The sequence below is a fragment of the Streptomyces sp. HNM0575 genome, assembly GCF_012726265.1.
GTDB lineage: Bacteria > Actinomycetota > Actinomycetes > Streptomycetales > Streptomycetaceae > Streptomyces.
In genome coordinates this window covers 483,718-501,376 of record NZ_JAASAG010000003.1, presented here as the reverse complement: position 1 = coordinate 501,376, position 17,659 = coordinate 483,718, and the positions used below count along the sequence as shown (strand labels likewise).

The window sequence follows — 17,659 nt, the reverse complement described above, 5'->3', positions numbered from 1 at the left end:
CAGTTGCCGCGGGACGGCAGGCCAAGTTGGGGACCGCCGATGTCCTGCCGGTGCTGATCCGTGTCACGAGACGGCCCGGCCCGTACGTGATTTGCGCAGAAGGTCCGCCGTTATTGAGCGCTCACGTACCGAAGAGGGTTACGGTGCCATTCATCCGTGCGACGCGTCCGCGCCGCCGGACGCCATGGAAGCCAACGCAGGGGCAGGGCCGCCCAGTTCATCCCGTTCTCGGGCGCCCTCTTCCGGCCAGGGGCGAATTGCCAGGGTGCTATGCCCCGGAAACTCCGCACCGGCGGGGCAAGATCAAGCCCGGGAGTCTCCGATTCCTTCCAACTGCCCCGCACCTGTCAGTAGCCTCATGACCGACGGCAAGCAGCCGTGGAGCTGAACGAGCTGGAGAGCCAGATGGAACGTCCTGCCTGGGCCCCGCAGGGCATAGACCTGACGGTGCCGAGCGTGTCCCGGATGTACGACTACTATCTGGGCGGCTCGCACAACTTCGAGGTGGACAGGGAAGCCGGGAAGCGGGCCGTCGAGGCCTGGCCGGGGCTGCCGAAAATCATCCAGGCGAATCGTGCCTTCATGCGCCGGGCCGTCCGCTACGCGATCGGCGAGGGCGTCACCCAGTTCCTCGACATCGGCTCGGGCATACCGACGTTCGGCAACGTACACGAAGTGGCCCAGCAGGCCGACGACTCCGCCCGCGTCGTCTACGTCGACAACGACCCCGTGGCCGTGGCGCACAGCCGCGCGGTGCTCGACGGTGACGAGCGCGCCGACGTCGTCTCGGCCGACTTCCGCTCCCCGCAGGACATCCTCTACAGCGCCGAGGTGGAGAGGCTGCTGGACCTGGAGCGTCCCGTCGCGCTGCTGCTGGTCGCGCTGCTGCACTTCGTCGAGGACAAGGACGATCCCTGGAAGACGGTCAGGGAGATCGGCGACCGCCTGGCGCCCGGCAGTCTCCTCGTGGTGTCGCACAGTTCGGCCGACGAGGGCCCGATGCGCAACGTCGGCGCCGACGTCCGCAACGTGTACAGACAGACGAGTTCACCGCTGATCACGCGCGGCCGCTCCGAGATCAAGCAGTTCTTCGACGGCTTCGAGCTCGTCGACCCGGGCCTGGTCCCCCTCGCCCGCTGGCGTCCCGAGGACATGCCCGAGTCGGAGGATCCGCTCCTCCTCAGCGGCTACGCAGGGGTGGGCCACAAGGCGGGAAGCCTCGGGTGAGTTCGGAGCCGCACGAGCCCGAAGGGCTAGAGAAGGACGGACTACGGCGCTTCGCGACCATCTGGAGCCGCGCCGTCTACCCGGTCACGCAGACCTCGATGACGCGTGCCGAACTGGAGGACTACCTCTACCCGTTGGCCGTGCAGCTCTGCGACGCGCTGCACGCCCACCCCTTCACCCCGGCCGTCGGGCGCGAGGTGGGCGCCGCCCTCGTGGACGGCCACTGCACCAGCCCCGACGCGCTGCCGCATCTGCTCGGCGTCGTCGACTCCTACCTCGTCCTCTACGGACGCGACCCGGAGAGCAGCACGCTCGACGTCGACGAGGCACGGGCCCGCTGCTCCCGCCTCCAGCACTCCATCGCCGCGGGCTTCACGCGTGCGCTGCGCGACCGCACCCTCAGCGAGCAGGAGTCCCTCTCCCGGGCCGCGCTCGCCGCGCAGACCGCCGTGGAGGAGGCGCTGCACGCCAGCGAGACCCGCTTCCGCGCCGTCTTCAACGGCGCCACCATCGGCATCTCCATCGCCGACATGGACGGCCGCATCCGGGACGCCAACGGCGCGCTCGCCCGGATGTTCGGCCGCTCCGAGGAGGAGATGCGCCGGCGGAACGTCAACGAGTGGGTGCACCCGGACGACGCGCCCCAAGTCTGGCGCATGCACCGGCAGTTGGTGCGCGGCGAACGGGACCACTTCCGTGTGGAGAAGCCGTACCAGCGGCCCGACGGCACGGTGCTGTGGACCAACCTCACGGTCTCGCTGCTGCGCGACGCCGACGGCGAGCCCCGCTACCAGCTGGCGCTGCTGGAGGACATCACCGAACGCCGGCTGCTGCATCTGCGGCTGCGCTACGAGGCGACCCACGACGAGCTGACCGGGCTGCCCAACCGCACGCTGTTCGCCGAGCGGCTCGACCGGCTGCTGTCCGCGACGGGCGAGGTCAAGCGGTTCGGGCTGTGCTATCTCGACATCGACGGCTTCAAGGCCGTCAACGACAGCCTCGGCCACGCCGTGGGCGACCAGCTGCTCATCGCCGTCGCCGAACGCCTCCAGTCCTGCACGGCGGGCTCCGGGCACCTCGTGGCCCGTATCGGCGGCGACGAGTTCGCGGCGCTGGTCACCGACCCGTCCGGCCCGGAAGAGGTCACCGAGCTGGCCCGGCAGGTGCTGGCCGCCCTGGCGACGCCCATCGGGGTCGACGGGCGCGAGCTGTCGGTACGGGCGAGCATCGGCATCGTCGAGGGCCCGAGCGGCGAGCTGCGCCCCGAAGACGTCATGCGCAGCGCCGACATCACCATGTACCGGGCCAAGGACGCCGGCGGCAACCGCTACGAGCTGGCGGACCCCGACTCCGACGCACGCGCCATCGACCGGCACAGCCTCACCAACCGGCTGCCCTCCGCGCTGGAGCGGGACGAGTTCTTCCTGGAGTACCAGCCGCTGATCCGCATGAGCGACGGCCACGTCGACGGCGCGGAGGCCCTGGTGCGCTGGAAGCATCCGGTGCACGGCCTGCTCGGCCCCGACCGGTTCATCCCGCTCGCCGAACACACCGGTCTCATCGTCCCGTTGGGCCGCTGGGTGATGGAACAGGCCGTACGGCAGGCCTGCGCCTGGCACGAGGAGCGCAACTCCGCCGCCTCGAAGGCCAAGGGGAAGGGCAGGAGCAAGGGGAAGGGCAAGGGTCAGGGTGCCGATGCCGCGGCCGGCGTCGAGTCCAGGCCGCTCCGGGTGAACGTGAACCTCTCCCCTCGCCAGCTCCACCACCCCGATCTGGTGCCGGACACGGTGGCGGTGCTGGAGGCGGCCGGCATGGAGCCCTCCTCACTCTGCCTGGAGGTGACGGAGAGCGCGCTGATCGGCGCGGACGAGGACGAGCTGAAGCCGCTGCGCCAACTCGCCGAGCTGGGCGTGGAGATCGCGCTCGACGACTTCGGCACCGGCTACTCCAACCTCGCCAATCTGCGCCGGCTGCCCGCCACCACGCTGAAGCTGGACCGCTCCTTCACACAGGGCCTCCAGCAGCATCCCGCCGACCCGGCCGACGTCACCTTCGTCGAGGGCATCGTGACGCTCGCGCACGCGCTGGGGCTCGCGGTGACGGTGGAGGGCGTGGAGACCGAGCATCAGGCGGCGAAACTGCGGGACTTGGGCTGCGACACCGCTCAGGGCTGGTACTACGCCCGCCCCGGCCCGGCCTCCACGTTCCAGCAGGGCTTCGCCGTCGTGCCGTGAGCCCACCGGGCCCGGCGCCGCGCTGGGGCACACCGCGCCGCGTCGGCCGGTGCCCGGCGCGTCGCGCCGGCGTCACGCCTGACGGCGCCTCACACGTGCGCGTTGAGCCACTGGAGCAGGTCGGTGTGGACCTCGTCGCGGTTCGTCTCGTTGAGGATCTCGTGGCGCGCGTCGGCGTACGCCTTCCAGCCGAGCTCCCGCATCCCCAAGTAGCGGAAGTCCTCCAGGAGTTCGTAGACCAGCGTCATGCCCTGGTTGCACGGGTCCTGGTCGCCGACGGCGATGTGCACGGGAAGGTCGCGCGGGATCCGTCCCAGCTGCTCCGGGTCGTTGATCTTACGGCTGCCGAGCACCCAGTCCAGTGAGAGCCCGGCGCTGAAGGCGAACCCGCAGCGCTCGTCGCCCGCGTAGACGTCGACCTCGTCCTCGTCGCGGGAGAGCCATTCGAACCCGGTGCGGTGGGTGTACGGGTCATTGAAGGAGCTGAAGAGGTCCGGCACGAAGTCGGAGACCGCGTCCCTGCCGCCCTTGTCGATCTCCTTCTCCAGCTGCCTGATCGCCGTCTCGGACTCGCAGCCGGGCAGGGAGCGGAAGGTGCCGGAGAGGATGAGCCCGGCCACCCCGTCCCCGTACTCCTGCACGTAGTCACGGGCCAGTTGGGAGCCCATGCTGTGTCCGAGGAAGACGAAGGGCGTGCCGTCGGGGAGTTCGGCGCGCACGCGGTCGCCCACGGCCTTGAGGTCGTCGACCGTCGCCCGCCAGCCGCTGTCGCCGACCACCCCGTATCCGCCGGTGTGCTCCGCGGTCGCTCCGTGGCCGCGGTGGTCGGAGGCGACGACGGTGTAGCCGAAGCGGCCCAGGAAGCGGGCGAACCGGTCGTAGCGCTGGGCGTGTTCGGCCGCTCCGTGGGCGATCTGGACGAGGGCCCGCGGGAGTCTGCCCGCGCCTTCCGCGTCGTCGGGATGCCAGGTGTAGGTGGCGAGGAGGGTGCCGTCCGCTGCCGTCGTGTGGTCCTGCCGTACGCCGCCCACGGTGTCTGCCTCCTCGCATCCGCTGGTTCGCTTGCAGACGGTAACCGTACTGTCCGGTGCGTCCGGCGTGAAGGTCGCCCGGCTCGGACGCCGGAGCGCCGGCGCCTGGGACCCGGCGCTCCGGGAGTGAGAGCACGTACGGCGTGCGCGGACCGGAACCGTCCGCTCCACGCCGTACCGCCGCTACTCGCCGGGGAGTTCGCGGCTCTCACGGAGGGGCGAGCGCACTCGGAGACATATACGGCGCACGCCCGCCTTCGTGCTCCCGCCGGGTGCGCCGCACCCGGCGGCGGCGCATCGCCGGCGAGGGCTCTTCCAGCCGGTACACAGCGTCACCAGCCGGTACAAATCGCAGCACACTTCGACGATGGACGCCGCATCCCCACGAATCCTCATCGGTAACGGCCGTGTCGAGTTGCCGCCAATTGGCCTGTTTTGCTGAGCGCAGGCGGTAACGATGCTATGCCAGTGGGTAACGCTGGCGGGGTGCCCCACGCATGTGCCGATCGTTCACGACCCATCCGCCCTGCCACACAAGCCAGTTGAGATTGCAAAAGGGAGGGTTTCGGCCAAAAGGCGCGAGCGATCTTGAACTGGCCGCGCCGCGAGGGAGGATATTGCGGTCGGCCTATGCCAGGGGCGGGTCGGAAGCCGGTGCACGACCTCCGCCCAACCGGAAGCGGAGGCACCCGCGGAGAAGGGCTCGTCATGGAACGCTACTTCACGGACCATAGCCACGAGGAATTACGCACAGCGGTCCGGGAGTTCGCGAACACCGAGGTCAAACCCCGAATAGCACACATGGAGGCCACCCGGGCGGCATCCGTGGGCCTGTCCCGTCTCATCGCACGTCAGGGGTGGATCGGCGCCACCGTGCCGCCCGGATACGGAGGCATGGGCATGGGCCATGTCGGCAAGACGGTGGTGATCGAGGAACTGTCCAGGGTGAGCGGCGCGATGGGCGCCATGGTCCAGGCCTCACAGCTCGGCGTTGCCAAGATCATTCACTTTGGCAACGAAGAGCAAAAGAAAACGTGGCTGCCTGCAATTGCCTCGGGCGATTGCCTGCCGACCATAGCCGTGACGGAGCCGGAGTCCGGCGGCCACGTACTCGGAATGACGTCCTCCGCCGTGCGGGACGGCGACGACTACATCCTCAACGGCAGCAAGGTCTACGTCGGCAACTCACACGTCGGAGATCTCCACGGCGTCGTGGTCCGCACCGGCCCCGGCTCCAAGGGCCTCACGGCCTTCCTCGTGGAGTCGGACACCCCCGGCTTCTCCCTGGGCCGCCAGCGCCCCGCCATGGGCCTGCACGGCTTCAGCTTCGGCGAGCTGGTCTTCGACGGCTGCCGCGTGCCCGCCGCCAACCGGCTCGGCGAGGAGGGCGACGGCCTCGCGGTCGCCTACTCCTCCAGCGTCCTGTACGGGCGGGCGAACCTCACGGCCGTCTCGCTCGGCATTCACCAGGCGATCCTCGACGAGACATCCGCCTTCTGCGCCGAACGCCGGCGCTACGGGGCTCCGCTCGGCGAACTCGGTTCCGTCAAGCTGAAACTCGGCCAGATGCAGTCCCGCCTGATGACGGCACGCCTCGCCGCGTACCACGCCGTGCACCTGCTCGACCAAGGGCAGCCGTGCGACGCGGAGTTGATGAACGCCAAGCTCGTGAACGTGGAGTACGCCCTGGACTCCGCGCGGGACGCCATGGAGATCCACGCGGCCTGCGGGCTCTTCACCGACCGGCCCGTCGAGCGCTATCTCCGCGACGCCCACCACATCTTCGCCCCGGCCGGCACCTCCGACGTCCAGCGGCTTCGGCTCGGGGAGGTCGCCCTCGGGACGGCCAAGGGCTCCTGGTCCGAGCGGCTGAGCGAACTGGTGCGGCTGGAGCCGGAGCCCGCGGGCTGAGGAGCGCGGGCAGGGCGGGCAGCGCGGAAGCACGCGGGAGCACCACGGACACCTCACCGATACGCGGCCGGCCGGCCGCCGTTCAGGGTCCCTGGTGCTCCCGCCGGTGGATCTGCTCCACCAGGTCAGCGGCCATCGACTTGATGGTCTCCAGCCCCTGCCGCCCCCACGGCCTGGGCTCCTGGTCGACCACGCACACGGTGCCGAGGGCCATGCCCGTGCGGTCTATCAGCGGGGCACCGAGGTAGGAGCGGATACCGATCTCGTCGACCACCGGATTCCCGGCGAAGCGCGGATAGTCGCACACGTCCTCCAGCACGAGCGCCTTGCGCCGCACGATGACATGGGGGCAGTAGCCGTGATCGCGGGCCATGACGCGGCCGACGGACGCGTCGGCGCCGGCCCCCGAGCCCGGGTTCAGCTCGACCGCCTGGTCCGAGCCGGGCGCGTACAGCCCCGCGAAGTACTGACGCTCCTCGTCGATGAAGTTCACCATGGCGTACGGCGCGCCGGTGACCCGCGCGAGATGGCGTGCGAAGTCGTCGAACTCGGGGACGGGCGCCTCGCCGAGGCCCAACTCCCGCAGCCGCACGACCCTGTTGGGCGCCTCGGTGTCCTCGGGTGTCAGCAGCAGATGGCTGGTGGGGTCAAACGACATCGGTGCCATGGGAGCTCCTCGTGTTGATCAGATGCTGGACAAGGGAGACGAGAACCTGTGTGGCCGATCTGGACTCCCGGGCGTCGCAGAGCACCACCGGCACATCGGGTTTGAGGTCGATCGCCGCGCGGACTTCGTCGGGCCCGTAGTGGTAGGAGTTGTCGAACTCGTTCACCGCGACGATGAAGGTGATCCCGCGCCGTTCGAAGAAGTCCACGGCGGCGAAGCAGTGTTCGAGGCGCCGGGTGTCGGCGAGCACCACGGCGCCCAGCGCGCCCTCGGACAGCTCGTTCCACATGAACCAGAAGCGCTCCTGGCCCGGCGTGCCGAAGAGATAGAGCATGTGCGAGGCGCTGAGCGTGATGCGCCCGAAGTCCATGGCCACGGTCGTGGTGGCCTTGTCCTCGACGCCCTCGAGGCTGTCGGTGGCCGCGCTGACCTGGGTCAGCAGCTCCTCCGTACTGAGCGGCTCGATCTCGCTCACCGCGCCCACGAAGGTCGTCTTGCCGACGCCGAAGCCGCCGGCGATGAGGATCTTCAGCGCGGCAGGGAACGGATCGGCACGGCTCGCCTCAGAGTCGTCTACGGAGCCCATCCAGCACCGCCTCCAGCAGTTGTCGATCGGTCGGGTCGTTGCCCAGCGGCGCACGTCCCGGAGCACGCGAAGTGATCGCTCCGCAGTCCACCAGGTCGGACAGCAGCACCTTGGTGACCACTGCGGGCTGGGCTATCTGCGCGGCGATCTCGGCCACCGAGACGGGGCCGCCGCAGAGCTTGAGCACATGGCTGTGGTCCGGTCCGAGATAGCTGTACGGGCGGTCGCCGGTGGCCATCACCATGGTCAGCAGGTCGAACTGGGCCGAGGGCTTCGTACGTCCGTTGCTGACGGTGTACGGGCGGATCAGCCGCCCCGCGTCGTCGTCGAGCAACGGCACCTCTGACGGCTGCCGTCTTCTCATCCGGCGCCTCAGTGGCCGGCCGGCTGGCGTGCGGGCGTGCCCAGATAGGGGCGGACGCTCTTGACGAGCATCGCCATCTCGTATCCGAGCACGGCGGCGTCGGCGTCCCGCCCGGCCAGGACGGCGATGCAGGCGCCCTGGCCCGCCGTCGAGACGAAGAGCAGCGACGTGTCGAGCTCCACGACGACCTGGCGCACGTCACCGCCGTCGCCGAGGCGCACGCCTGCGCTGCGTGCGAGCGAGTAGAGCCCGGACGCCAGGGCCGCCATGTGGTCGGCGGTGTCGGTCTCCAGGCCGTGCACGGCCTTCACCAGACCGTCGGAGGACAGCAGGAGCGCACTGCGCGTGTGAGGCACGCGCTGTACGAGTCCGGTCAACAGCCACGACAGGTCTGCCGAGTGGCCGATGGGGGCTTCGCTCACCATGATCGCGTTCTTCTCCTTCAGGGCGGGAACCGCGGAGCGGGCGGGACGAGGCCGTGCCCGTACCGGTCCGTCGGAATCTCGGAATCAGGCCCGCGGCGAATGCGTACGGCCGCGAGCTCGGGGACGTCTGATCCGCCGCAACGGTGGGCAGGTGGGAACGCCCGTGCCGCAGGCCGGAGGATCGCGGAAAACGCACCGGCCCGGCCTCAGTCGGCGGGGTGGGGAGCTTCGTTGCCGGTGCTCGTGCCTGTGCTCATGCCTGTGCTCGCGCCGGCGTCGGGACCCGGGCCGGGGCCTGCGGCGTCGCCGTCGGATTCCTCGGCGCGGCTCGTACCGCGCTGGAAGGCGGCCATCAGGCCGGGATCGTGGCCCTGCGTCGTCGCGTCCCAGGAGGTGCCGCCCGGCTCACCGCCCCGCGCGGGCGGTGCCTCACGAAGCTCGGGCGCGAGATGCTCCTGGCGCCGGCGCCGCGGCAGTTCGGGACGCTCGCCGTTCACGGCGGCGGTTGCGGGCTGGGAAGCGGGCGCGGACGTCTGGCGCCGTGAGTGCCCCGGGAGGCGGGGCTCCGCGCCGGGCCGCGGCGGGGAGTACGAGGCCGCGGCGGGCGACGGGGCCGTCGAGTCGTCCGCCCCGGACTGCGCCCGCGACCCGAGCTGGGACTGGGACTGGGACTGGGCGTGAGCGTGCGCCTCGGACCGGGACCGCGGCTCCGGCAGGGGCCGGGACTGCGGATGCGCCCCCTCCTGCGACTGAAGCGGATCCTGCGAGGCCTGCGACTGAAGCGGGTCCTGCGAGTGGAGCGAGGCCTGCGGCTGGAGTGGCGGCTGCGGCTGACGCGCTCCCTCCGGGGCCGCCGGCAGCGGATGCTCGGTGCTCTCCGTACGGGCATGCGGCATGCGGGCCGCCCCGTTCCGGGCCGCGGCCGTACCGGTGGCGACGGCCGCGCCGGACTGCTCCACCGGGCTCGCGGGCTCGTCGCCGAGGACCTCGCGCGGCAGCACCAGCACGGCCTGGATGCCCCCGTAGATGTTGCTCTGAAGCTGTACGACGATGCCGTGCCGCTGGGCGAGCGCCGAGACCACGAACAGCCCGATCCGTCCGTCCTGTAGCAGCTCGCCGACGTCGATGCGCTCGGGGTCGGAGAGCACGGCGTTCATACGGTTCTGCTCGGCGGCGGGCATGCCCAGGCCGCGGTCCTCGACCTCGATGGCCAGACCCGCCGTCACATGCTGCGCACGGAGCAGCACTTGGGTCTGCGGAGCGGAGAACACCGTTGCGTTCTCGACGAGTTCGGCCAGCAGGTGGATCACGTCGGCCACGGCGTGACCGCGCAGGGTGCCCTCGATCGGCGGCACGAGCTTGACCCGCGGATACTGCTCGACCTCCGCGATGGACGAGCGCAGCACCTCGGTCATGGTGACCGGGCGGCTCCACTGGCGGCGGGAGACGGCACCGCCCAGCACGGCGAGGTTCTCCGCGTGCCGCCGGATTCGGGTCGCGAGGTGGTCGACGTGGAAGAGCCCCTTGAGCAGATCGGGATCCTCGACCTCGTTCTCCAGCTCGTCGAGCAGCTCGATCTCGCGGTGTACGAGCGACTGGAGGCGACGGGCGAGGTTGACGAAGACCTCGACCTTCTCCTCGCTGCCGCTGGAGTTGCTGCGTACGAGCGCCACGGCCTCGGTGACGGCGGTCTCCGCGGAGTGCTGGGCGTGGGCGAGTTCATGGGCCAGGAGCTCGAACGCGTCTGCCTGCACGTCGGGTTCGGGCAGCGCCGGCAGCGGGCGGGGACGGGGGCGGGCGCCCTGTTCGAGGCTGCTCAGCAGGGCGCGGATGTCGGACCGCCCGCGTGCCACGGAGCGGCGCAGCTCGGTCTGGCGCTCCAGCGCGCGACGGGCCTGGACGGTGGCGGAGTGCGCGGCGACGACGATGACGCCGCACACGAGTAAGAGCGCCGCGGCGAGGACGATCCAGAGCACGAGCCCGCCGTCGCCCCGCGCGGGCGCCCCCGAGGCGCGGATGCTGCCCTCGGCGGTCATCACGTACGCGACCACGGCTGCGCCCGCGACGGCGATGACGGACGCGGGGAAGACGGCCAGGCGCACCATGCGGAGCCTGAGCGCCGCGTCGCCCGGGCTCTGACGTACGGGAGTGCGGCCGTGCCGTCGCCTGGAACCGTTGGCCGAGGGCGCTGCGGATGCCGCGGCCGCCGCGTGCCCTGCGAGCGCTGCCGTGGCGGCCTGCGTGGCGGAGTCGCGGGGCCCCTGAGCTGCGACCGGAAGCGGGGCGTTCCCGGGGTGGGGCCCTGACGTCGGTGCCGGGCCGGATCTTCCCCTTCCTGTATGCACCGCATGGTTCGGGGGTTCAGACATCGGATTCCTCGGTTGATCGCAAGGTCGGCTGGTGGGCTTCTTCGAAGCACGGGCACAGGGCACGTCAGCTCTGGCAGCGCCTCGGCCAAGCTAATGCGCACAACCACTCATCACGGACGCGGATGACATATTCGCCACCCTTCGCCAGCTCCTAACGAGTGAAGATCGCTGTCGTAGTCACAGGGTCACGCGAGGTGAGCGTAACTGCCTTGTGCAGCCCCTCAGTTACTCTTAGCCACTTGCTCGCCACCCGGCGGCGGGGGCGGCGGACACCGGACCGGAGCCCCCTCAAGTCGGCCCGGCCGTCACCGAGTTCACCGATTCATCACCGATGAGCTGCGAACTCGCGGACGGAACAGGCGAGTTCACAAGACCACGGCCCCGCGCGCGGACGGCCTGCGCCACGTTCCCCATGAACCGATTCACAACCGGAATCCCCCTGTCCGGCACACCGCGTGATCCGATACGGACGAACAGCGCATACGCATGCATGCAGGACCGGGTCCGTTCGCTGACACCGGCATATGCGCATCGGAGCGCCCCTCACGTCGCCCCCGGCGGCGTTCAGGCCGCAACCCCGATATGGGGCCTGAATTCGACCCTCGCGGCACACACGGCACCACGAGTGACGAAACGGACGGACACCCACGGCGGGCGCCGCGAGACCGTGCGTGATGGGCGCACTCGGGCACACCGGCCGCACCCTGACCATGTCGTATCGTCGGTGCGGGCAGCACGCCGTCGCACAGACGAGGAGCATCCGTGAGCCAGCAGTCCACCGAACCCACGTTGACCGGGGTGCGCAACTTCCGCGACGTCGGCGGAGTGCCGACGGCGGACGGGCGGCGCCTCCGGCACGGCGTGCTCTTCCGGAGCGGCCATCTCGCGCACGCGACCCCGGAGGACGCCCGGTTCCTGGGCGGCCTGGGACTGCACACGGTCTTCGACTTCCGCAACTCCGCGGACCAGGCCCTGGAGGGCCCGGACGTGGAGCTGCCGGGCGTGCGCAACCTCAACATCCCGCTCTCCGACCCCGCCGACGGCGCGGAGTTCTGGAAGATGGTGCGCGACGGCGAGCTGGACCAGCTGCGCACCGTGCTCGCGGACGGGCAGGGCGCGGCCCGCATGATCGCCTCGTACCGCTCGATGATCAAGAACCGCACCGCTGAGCACAGCCGGATCCTGCACACGCTCGCGGAGGACAGCGTGCCCGCGCTGATGCACTGCGCGGCGGGCAAGGACCGCGCGGGTCTCTCGGTCGCGGTGACGCTGATGGCCGTCGGCGTGGACCAGGAGGCGATCGAGGCCGACTATCTGCGCTCCAACTCGCCCCATCGCAGGTACAAGATGCACCGGGGCGCGAAGGGCGAGGTGTCTCCCGAGGTGGCGGAGCTGCTCTCACCGCTCTTCGACGCCCGTGCCGCCTACCTCGCCGCCGCCATGACCACCATCGAGGAGACGTGGGGCGGCGTCGAGCGGTATCTCACCGAGGGGCTGGGCCTGGACCGGGCCACCCGTGAGCGCCTTCAGGAGAGGATGCTGGAGGACGGCTGAGGGACGGCTGAGCAGGGGCGCGGCCGGCGTGCTCAGCGGTTCGCCGCGGCGTGCCTGATCAGATTGCGCCCGAACTCCCACATCAGTCCGCCGCCGTCGTGCGCCTCGTCCATGATCTCCTTGAACGCGCGGACGAACCGGTCGGCGTCGGCCTCGCCGATCACCAACGGCGGTGTGAGCTTGATGACTTCGAGCTCGTCGCCGGAGACCTGGGTGAGGATGCGGTGGCGCTGGAGCAGCGGCACGACCACCATCTGTGCGAAGAGGCCCTTGCGCGCCGCCTGGAGCATCGTCCAACGGCCGCGCAGCCCGAGTGACTTGGGCTTGCCGAACTCGATGCCGATCATCAGTCCGCGCCCGCGCACCTCGTGCAGCATCTCGTACTCCCCCACGAGCGCCGCGAGCCGGTCGCGCAGGTTCTCGCCCGTGCGGCGCGCCCTCGCCGTGAGGTCCTCGTTCTCCAGCACGGCCAGCGTCGCCAGACCGGCGGCCATCGCCTGGGCGTTGGCACCGAAGCTCGCCGAGTGGACCTGCACCCGGTCCATCGACGAGTAGACCTTCTTGAAGATCCACTCCTTGCCGAGCGTCGCACCGACGGGCACGTAGCCGCCCGAGAGGGCCTTGGCCACGCACACCAGGTCCGGCCGGACGTCGGGCTCGTGCTGGTAGGCGAAGAAGTCCCCGGTGCGTCCCAGCCCGGTCTGCACCTCGTCCACGATCAGCAACGCGCCGTGCCGGCGCAGCAGTTCACCGGCCGCCGCCAGATAGCCGGGGGGTGCGGCGTGTACGCCCTTGCCCTGGATCGGCTCGACGATGAGCGCCGCGACCTCTCCCTTCCTCAACTCCCGTTCCAGAGCGGCCAGATCGCCCAGCGGCACGGCCGTGTCCGGCAGCAGCGGGCCGAAGCCGCGGCGGAAGGCCGCCTCGCCGTTGACGGACAGCGACCCGGCGGTGAGCCCGTGGAAGGCGTGGTCGCAGTAGAGGACCCGGGACCGGCCGGTGGCGCAGCGGGCGAACTTCAGCGCCGTCTCGACAGCTTCGGTACCGCTGTTGCCGAAGTAGACCCGTTCCATTCCCGGCGCGAGAGCGAGCAGCCGCTCGGCGAGCAGGCCCGGCAGCGGCGGGCAGTCGAAGCGGGTGAGGTCGGCGAGCTGCGCTTCGAGCACGTCGTGCAGCGCCTGCCGCACCACGGGGTGGTGACGCCCGATCCCCATCACGCCGAAGCCGGCGAGCATGTCGAGGTAGTCGTTGCCGTCGGCGTCGAACAGGAGGGCGCCTTCGGCCCGTTCGTAGACCTTGTCGAAGCCGATCGTGCGCAGCATCCGCGGCTGCTGGTGGTTCAGGTGGCGTGCGTGCAGCTCGTACCGTTCGGCCGCGCGCTGCGCGAGCAGCTCCTTGAGGTCGAAGTCGCTCATCCCCCGGCCCCCTTCCCGGTGTCGGATTCCCGTCGTGATCTGCGGCCCGCGATGTGCGGCCCGTGGCGTACGGCCCGGCGGCCGCGGCCGTCCGGCGGCCGTCTCAGGCGCGCACGGTGTCCCGTGCCGCGCGCAGCGACTCCTTGAGCGAACTCATCGTCGCCAGCACCGCGGTGGGCTCGTAGCCGCAGTGCGCCATGCAGTTGGCGCAGCGCGGGTCGCGGCCGCGTCCGTACGCCTCCCAGTCGGTCTCCTCGACCAGCTCCCTGTACGTGGGCACGTAGCCGTCGCTCATCAGGTAGCAGGGCCGCTGCCAGCCGAAGAGGGAGTAGTTGGGGATGGCCCACGCGGTGCACGGGAAGTCGGCCTTGCCCTCGAGGAAGTCGAGGAAGAGCGGGCTGTGATTGAGGCGCCAGCGGCGCCGGTTGCCGCCGGCGAAGGCCTTGCGGAAGAGTTCGCGGGTCTGCTCGACGCCGAGGAAGTGCTCCTGGTCCGGGGCCTTTTCGTAGGCGTAGGCGGGCGAGACCATCATCTCGTCCACCTTCAGCTCGTCGTTGAGGTAGTCGAGCACCTCGATGACGGTCTGCGGGGTGTCGGTGTTGAAGAAGGTGGAGTTGGTGGTGACGCGGAAGCCGCGCCGCTTGGCCTCCTTCATCGCCTCGACGGCCTCGTCGAAGACGCCTTCCTTCGCCACGGACTCGTCGTGCCGCTCCCGCAGCCCGTCGATGTGCACGGCGAAGGCGAAGTACCGGGACGGGGTGAACTCGTCCAGCTTCTTGCGCAGCAGCATGGCGTTGGTGCAGAGGAAGACGTACTTCCGCTTCGCCACGAGCTGTCGGACGATCTCCCCGATCTGCGGGTGCATCAGCGGCTCCCCGCCCGCGATGGACACCATCGGCGCCCCCGACTCCGTAACGGCCCCCACCGCCTGCGCTACCGGCATCCGTTGCTTGAGCACACCCGCCGGGTGCTGGATCTTCCCGCAGCCCTCGCACTTGAGGTTGCATGCGAACAGTGGCTCCAACTCCACGATCAGCGGGAACTTCTCGCGGCCTCGCAGCTTCTGCTGGAAGAGATAGCTGCCGATTCGGACGGTCTGGCGCAGAGGCATGGCCATGACTCGCTCACCTCCAGGGGAGCAGCAAGGATCGGTGCCATTCGAGGAATGCGGGCATAACGCCGCGAAGAACGCGGAATGCCGATATTCCACCTCGCAGTGTCCCGGGACGGATGAGTTCATGTCCGGGGGCGTCGACCACCACCCGTACGGCCGCAACAGGGCGCTGCCGCCCCGCCGGGCCCGTGCGTGCGGCGGTCCGGAGCGTCGCGGCGGACTCCATGTCGGCGGCGACGGCGGCGGTCGCGGCGTGCAGGGCGGCCCGCGCGGGACCGCGCACGATGTGCGCGGAGCCGGCGAGGGGGCCTACGTGAACGGTTCCGTACGGGCGCAGCGCGTCGGCAAGCAGCTGTGTGCCGGTGCACTGCGTACGGCCGGCTGCGTCCCGTGTCTCGTCGGCGACGACGAGGTCGCCGGGGTGCAGTCCGGGCATGAGCCCGGCGCAGAATCCCGTCGCCACCACTGCGGTGCCGCCCGGCTCGCGCTCGTCCCGCAGCGCCCGTTCCACCGCGCGTTCCGCGGCGCGGGGACCCATGCCGGTGCGCAGCACGGTGACCGGGCCCCCGGTGCCGTCCGCCGCGTCCGCCCCGTACGGGGAGACGCCGAGGCGCCGCAGCGCGAGCCGCTCGATGCCCAGCGCGCAGGCGATCAGCAGCGGGCCGCGGTCGCCGGAGTCGGTCATCTCTCTTCCTGCGGCCCGGTGCCCGTGCCGTACAGGTACCGGCCGAGCGCGGTGAGCGGGAAGACCTGCCTGTAGAGGTGGTAGTTGATGGAGAAGTCCCAGGGGAAGCCGGTGCCGGTGAAGTGCGGCTCGTCCCAGGAGCCGTCCTCCCGCTGCGTGCGTGCGAGCCAGCTGACGCCCTGCTCGACGGCCATGGACTCCCGCTCCCCCGCGGCGAGCAGGGCGAGCAGCGCCCAGCCGGTCTGCGAGGCGGTGGAGGTGCCGCGTCCGGCCCACTCTCGTTCGTGCCCGGGGCGGTAGGAGCGCAGGTCCTCGCCCCAGCCGCCGTCGCCGTTCTGCACGCTCTCCAGCCAGCCGACGGCGCGGCGCACGGCCGGATGGGAGGCGGGCAGCCCGGCGGCGACGAGCGCCGGCACGACGGAGCCCGTTCCGTAGACGTAGTTGACGCCCCAGCGGCCGAACCAGGCGCCGCCGACCTCCTGTTCGGACAGCAGCCAGGACACGGCCCTGCGCACCCGCGGATCGTCGCCGCGGCCCTCGGCCGCGAGCATCTCCACCATGTGCGCGGTGACATCGGCCGACGGCGGGTCGATCACTTCGCCGAAGTCGCAGAACGGCAGGCGGTTGGGGAAGGGGCTGTCGTTGTCGGCGTCGAAGGCACCCCACGCGCCGCTCCGTGACTGCATGCCCAGGCTCCAGCGCACGGCCCTGCGCACGGCGGTGTCGACCCGCGCCTGGTCGTGGTGGCGTACGCGGCGCAGCGCGAGCACGACCTCCGCGGTGTCGTCGGCGTCCGGGTAGTTGTCGTTCTCGAACTCGAACGCCCAGCCGCCGGGCGGCAGTTGAGGCTTGCGTACGGACCAGTCGCCGGGCCGCAGCACCTGCTCGCCGAGCATCCAGTCCGCGGCCTTGACGAGCGCGGGATGGTCCGCCGGAAGCCCGGCGTCGGCGAGGGCGATGGTGGCCAGGCAGGTGTCCCACACCGGGGACTGGCACGCCTCGACCATGCGCGCCGTGCCGCCCTCCGCCTTCTGGCCACCGTCCTCACCGCCCGCCGTCTCATACCGCACCGTGTACCGGTCCAGGGATTCCAACCCCGCCCGCATCACCGGGTGATCGAGGTCGTAGCCGAGCAGCCGCAGGGCGATCAGCGAGTAGACGGCGGGCGGCTGGATGCCGCCCCAGCAGCCGTCGTTCTCCTGCCGCTCGACGATCCACCGGGCGGCGCTGCGCAGCGCGGCCCTGCGCAGCGAGCGCGAGGCGACCCGGCGGTATGCGTGGAGCGTGCGGTCCAGGCGCTGGAAGAAGCCCTCCCAGCTTGCCGCCGGTGCCATGGGCCGCGGCGGATTGGGGCGCCCGGGGTCGCGGTGCAGCTCGTCGAGGGAGAACGGCGCCGCCCGTACGGGGCGCTTCGCGCACACGACGGTCAGCGGCACGATCGTCTGCCGGGCCCAGCAGCCGAAGTCGTAGATGTTCAGCGGGAACCACTTCGGGAACCAGATCATCTCCGGCGGCATCTCCGGCAGGTCCGCCCAGCGCCACCAGCCGAAGAGCGCCAGCCAGATCCGCGTGAAGACCCGGCTGGAGGCGACGCCGCCCTGCTCGCGCACCCACGCCGACGCCCGCTCCATGTGCGGCGCGTGGGGGTCGTCGCCCGCGAGCCGCAGCGCGACGTACGCCTCGATCGTGGTGGAGAGGTCCCCCGGCCCGCCGTGGAAGGTGGCCCAGGTGCCGTCGTCGCGCTGCTGTGCACGTACGTGGCGGGCCGCCTCGCGCGTGGTCGTCTCGTCGCGGACGCCGAGGAACTCGCGCAGCAGCAGGTCCTCGGCGTCCATGGTGACGTTGGTCTCCAGGTCGCCCTTCCACCAGCCCGCCGCGTCCTGTCTGTCGAGCAGATGCTCCGAGGCGAGCGCGGCGGCACGCGCGGCGCGGTCGGCCAGGCTGCCGGCCTCTCGCGCTTGCTCGGCGCCGTCCGTGGGGGGTGTCGTGGCGGTGGCGGGTGCGGTGGCCCCGGTGCCGGTGTCCGTCGTCGCTGTCATCTCATTCCCTTCCGGATGCTCCGGCGACGGCCCGAACG

The 17,659-nt window shown here is 70.9% G+C and carries 14 protein-coding genes; 4 read left to right on the top strand and 10 right to left on the bottom strand.

Annotated features, from left to right (window positions below; genetic code table 11):
• The first annotated feature begins 405 nt into the window (after positions 1-405).
• Together HCC61_RS10140 and HCC61_RS10135 are read left to right on the top strand one after the other, a co-directional pair.
• Complete coding sequence (locus HCC61_RS10140) at positions 406-1,227, top strand: SAM-dependent methyltransferase (protein ID WP_169135242.1); 822 nt, start codon at positions 406-408, stop codon at positions 1,225-1,227.
• A complete protein-coding gene (locus HCC61_RS10135; RefSeq protein WP_169134959.1) occupies positions 1,224-3,461 on the top strand; it encodes an EAL domain-containing protein in 2,238 nt (745 codons plus the stop codon). The genes HCC61_RS10140 and HCC61_RS10135 overlap by 4 nt, the downstream gene beginning before the upstream one ends.
• Before the next feature lie 89 nt (positions 3,462-3,550).
• Here the strand turns inward: HCC61_RS10135 and HCC61_RS10130 are convergent, their stop codons facing one another.
• Positions 3,551-4,492, bottom strand: a complete 942-nt coding sequence (locus HCC61_RS10130) for an alpha/beta hydrolase (RefSeq protein WP_169134958.1) — start codon at positions 4,490-4,492, stop codon at positions 3,551-3,553.
• A 708-nt stretch (positions 4,493-5,200) separates the two neighbouring features.
• Between HCC61_RS10130 and HCC61_RS10125 the strand changes: the two genes are divergently transcribed.
• Positions 5,201-6,403, top strand: a complete 1,203-nt coding sequence (locus tag HCC61_RS10125; protein ID WP_169134957.1) for an acyl-CoA dehydrogenase family protein — start codon at positions 5,201-5,203, stop codon at positions 6,401-6,403.
• 82 nt (positions 6,404-6,485) lie between these two features.
• Here the strand turns inward: HCC61_RS10125 and HCC61_RS10120 are convergent, their stop codons facing one another.
• From HCC61_RS10120 to HCC61_RS10100, 5 genes are all read right to left on the bottom strand, one after another.
• Complete coding sequence (locus HCC61_RS10120; RefSeq protein WP_169135241.1) at positions 6,486-7,061, bottom strand: GAF domain-containing protein; 576 nt, start codon at positions 7,059-7,061, stop codon at positions 6,486-6,488.
• Complete coding sequence (locus HCC61_RS10115; protein ID WP_169134956.1) at positions 7,051-7,656, bottom strand: ATP/GTP-binding protein; 606 nt, start codon at positions 7,654-7,656, stop codon at positions 7,051-7,053. Before HCC61_RS10115 ends, HCC61_RS10120 begins: the two co-directional genes overlap by 11 nt.
• A complete protein-coding gene (locus tag HCC61_RS10110; protein WP_169134955.1) occupies positions 7,634-8,020 on the bottom strand; it encodes a DUF742 domain-containing protein in 387 nt (128 codons plus the stop codon). The genes HCC61_RS10115 and HCC61_RS10110 overlap by 23 nt, the downstream gene beginning before the upstream one ends.
• 8 nt (positions 8,021-8,028) lie before the next feature.
• Positions 8,029-8,445, bottom strand: coding sequence for a roadblock/LC7 domain-containing protein (locus HCC61_RS10105; protein ID WP_169134954.1), 417 nt, complete (start codon positions 8,443-8,445; stop codon positions 8,029-8,031).
• 206 nt (positions 8,446-8,651) lie between these two features.
• Entirely contained in the window at positions 8,652-10,550 is a 1,899-nt protein-coding gene (locus HCC61_RS10100; protein WP_240968749.1) for an ATP-binding protein, read from the bottom strand.
• A gap of 1,026 nt (positions 10,551-11,576) precedes the next feature.
• Between HCC61_RS10100 and HCC61_RS10095 the strand changes: the two genes are divergently transcribed.
• Positions 11,577-12,368, top strand: coding sequence for a tyrosine-protein phosphatase (locus HCC61_RS10095; protein ID WP_169134953.1), 792 nt, complete (start codon positions 11,577-11,579; stop codon positions 12,366-12,368).
• Between the two features lie 32 nt (positions 12,369-12,400).
• Here the strand turns inward: HCC61_RS10095 and HCC61_RS10090 are convergent, their stop codons facing one another.
• The 4 genes from HCC61_RS10090 to shc all read right to left on the bottom strand — a co-directional run bounded on the left by HCC61_RS10090 (position 12,401) and on the right by shc (position 17,621).
• The gene (locus tag HCC61_RS10090; RefSeq protein ID WP_169134952.1) at positions 12,401-13,783 is read right to left on the bottom strand and encodes an aspartate aminotransferase family protein; all 1,383 of its coding nucleotides are present in this window, start codon (positions 13,781-13,783) and stop codon (positions 12,401-12,403) included.
• Positions 13,784-13,886: 103 nt separating this feature from the next.
• Positions 13,887-14,900: an adenosyl-hopene transferase HpnH gene (gene hpnH / locus HCC61_RS10085; protein ID WP_169134951.1), complete on the bottom strand. Its 1,014-nt coding sequence runs from the start codon at positions 14,898-14,900 to the stop codon at positions 13,887-13,889.
• A gap of 7 nt (positions 14,901-14,907) precedes the next feature.
• Positions 14,908-15,582 carry a 1-hydroxy-2-methyl-2-butenyl 4-diphosphate reductase gene (locus HCC61_RS10080; protein ID WP_169134950.1) on the bottom strand — a complete coding sequence of 225 codons (675 nt, stop codon included), beginning with the start codon at positions 15,580-15,582 and terminating at the stop codon, positions 14,908-14,910.
• Positions 15,579-17,621, bottom strand: a complete 2,043-nt coding sequence (gene shc / locus HCC61_RS10075; RefSeq protein WP_169134949.1) for a squalene--hopene cyclase — start codon at positions 17,619-17,621, stop codon at positions 15,579-15,581. Before shc ends, HCC61_RS10080 begins: the two co-directional genes overlap by 4 nt.
• Positions 17,622-17,659: the final 38 nt, after the last annotated feature.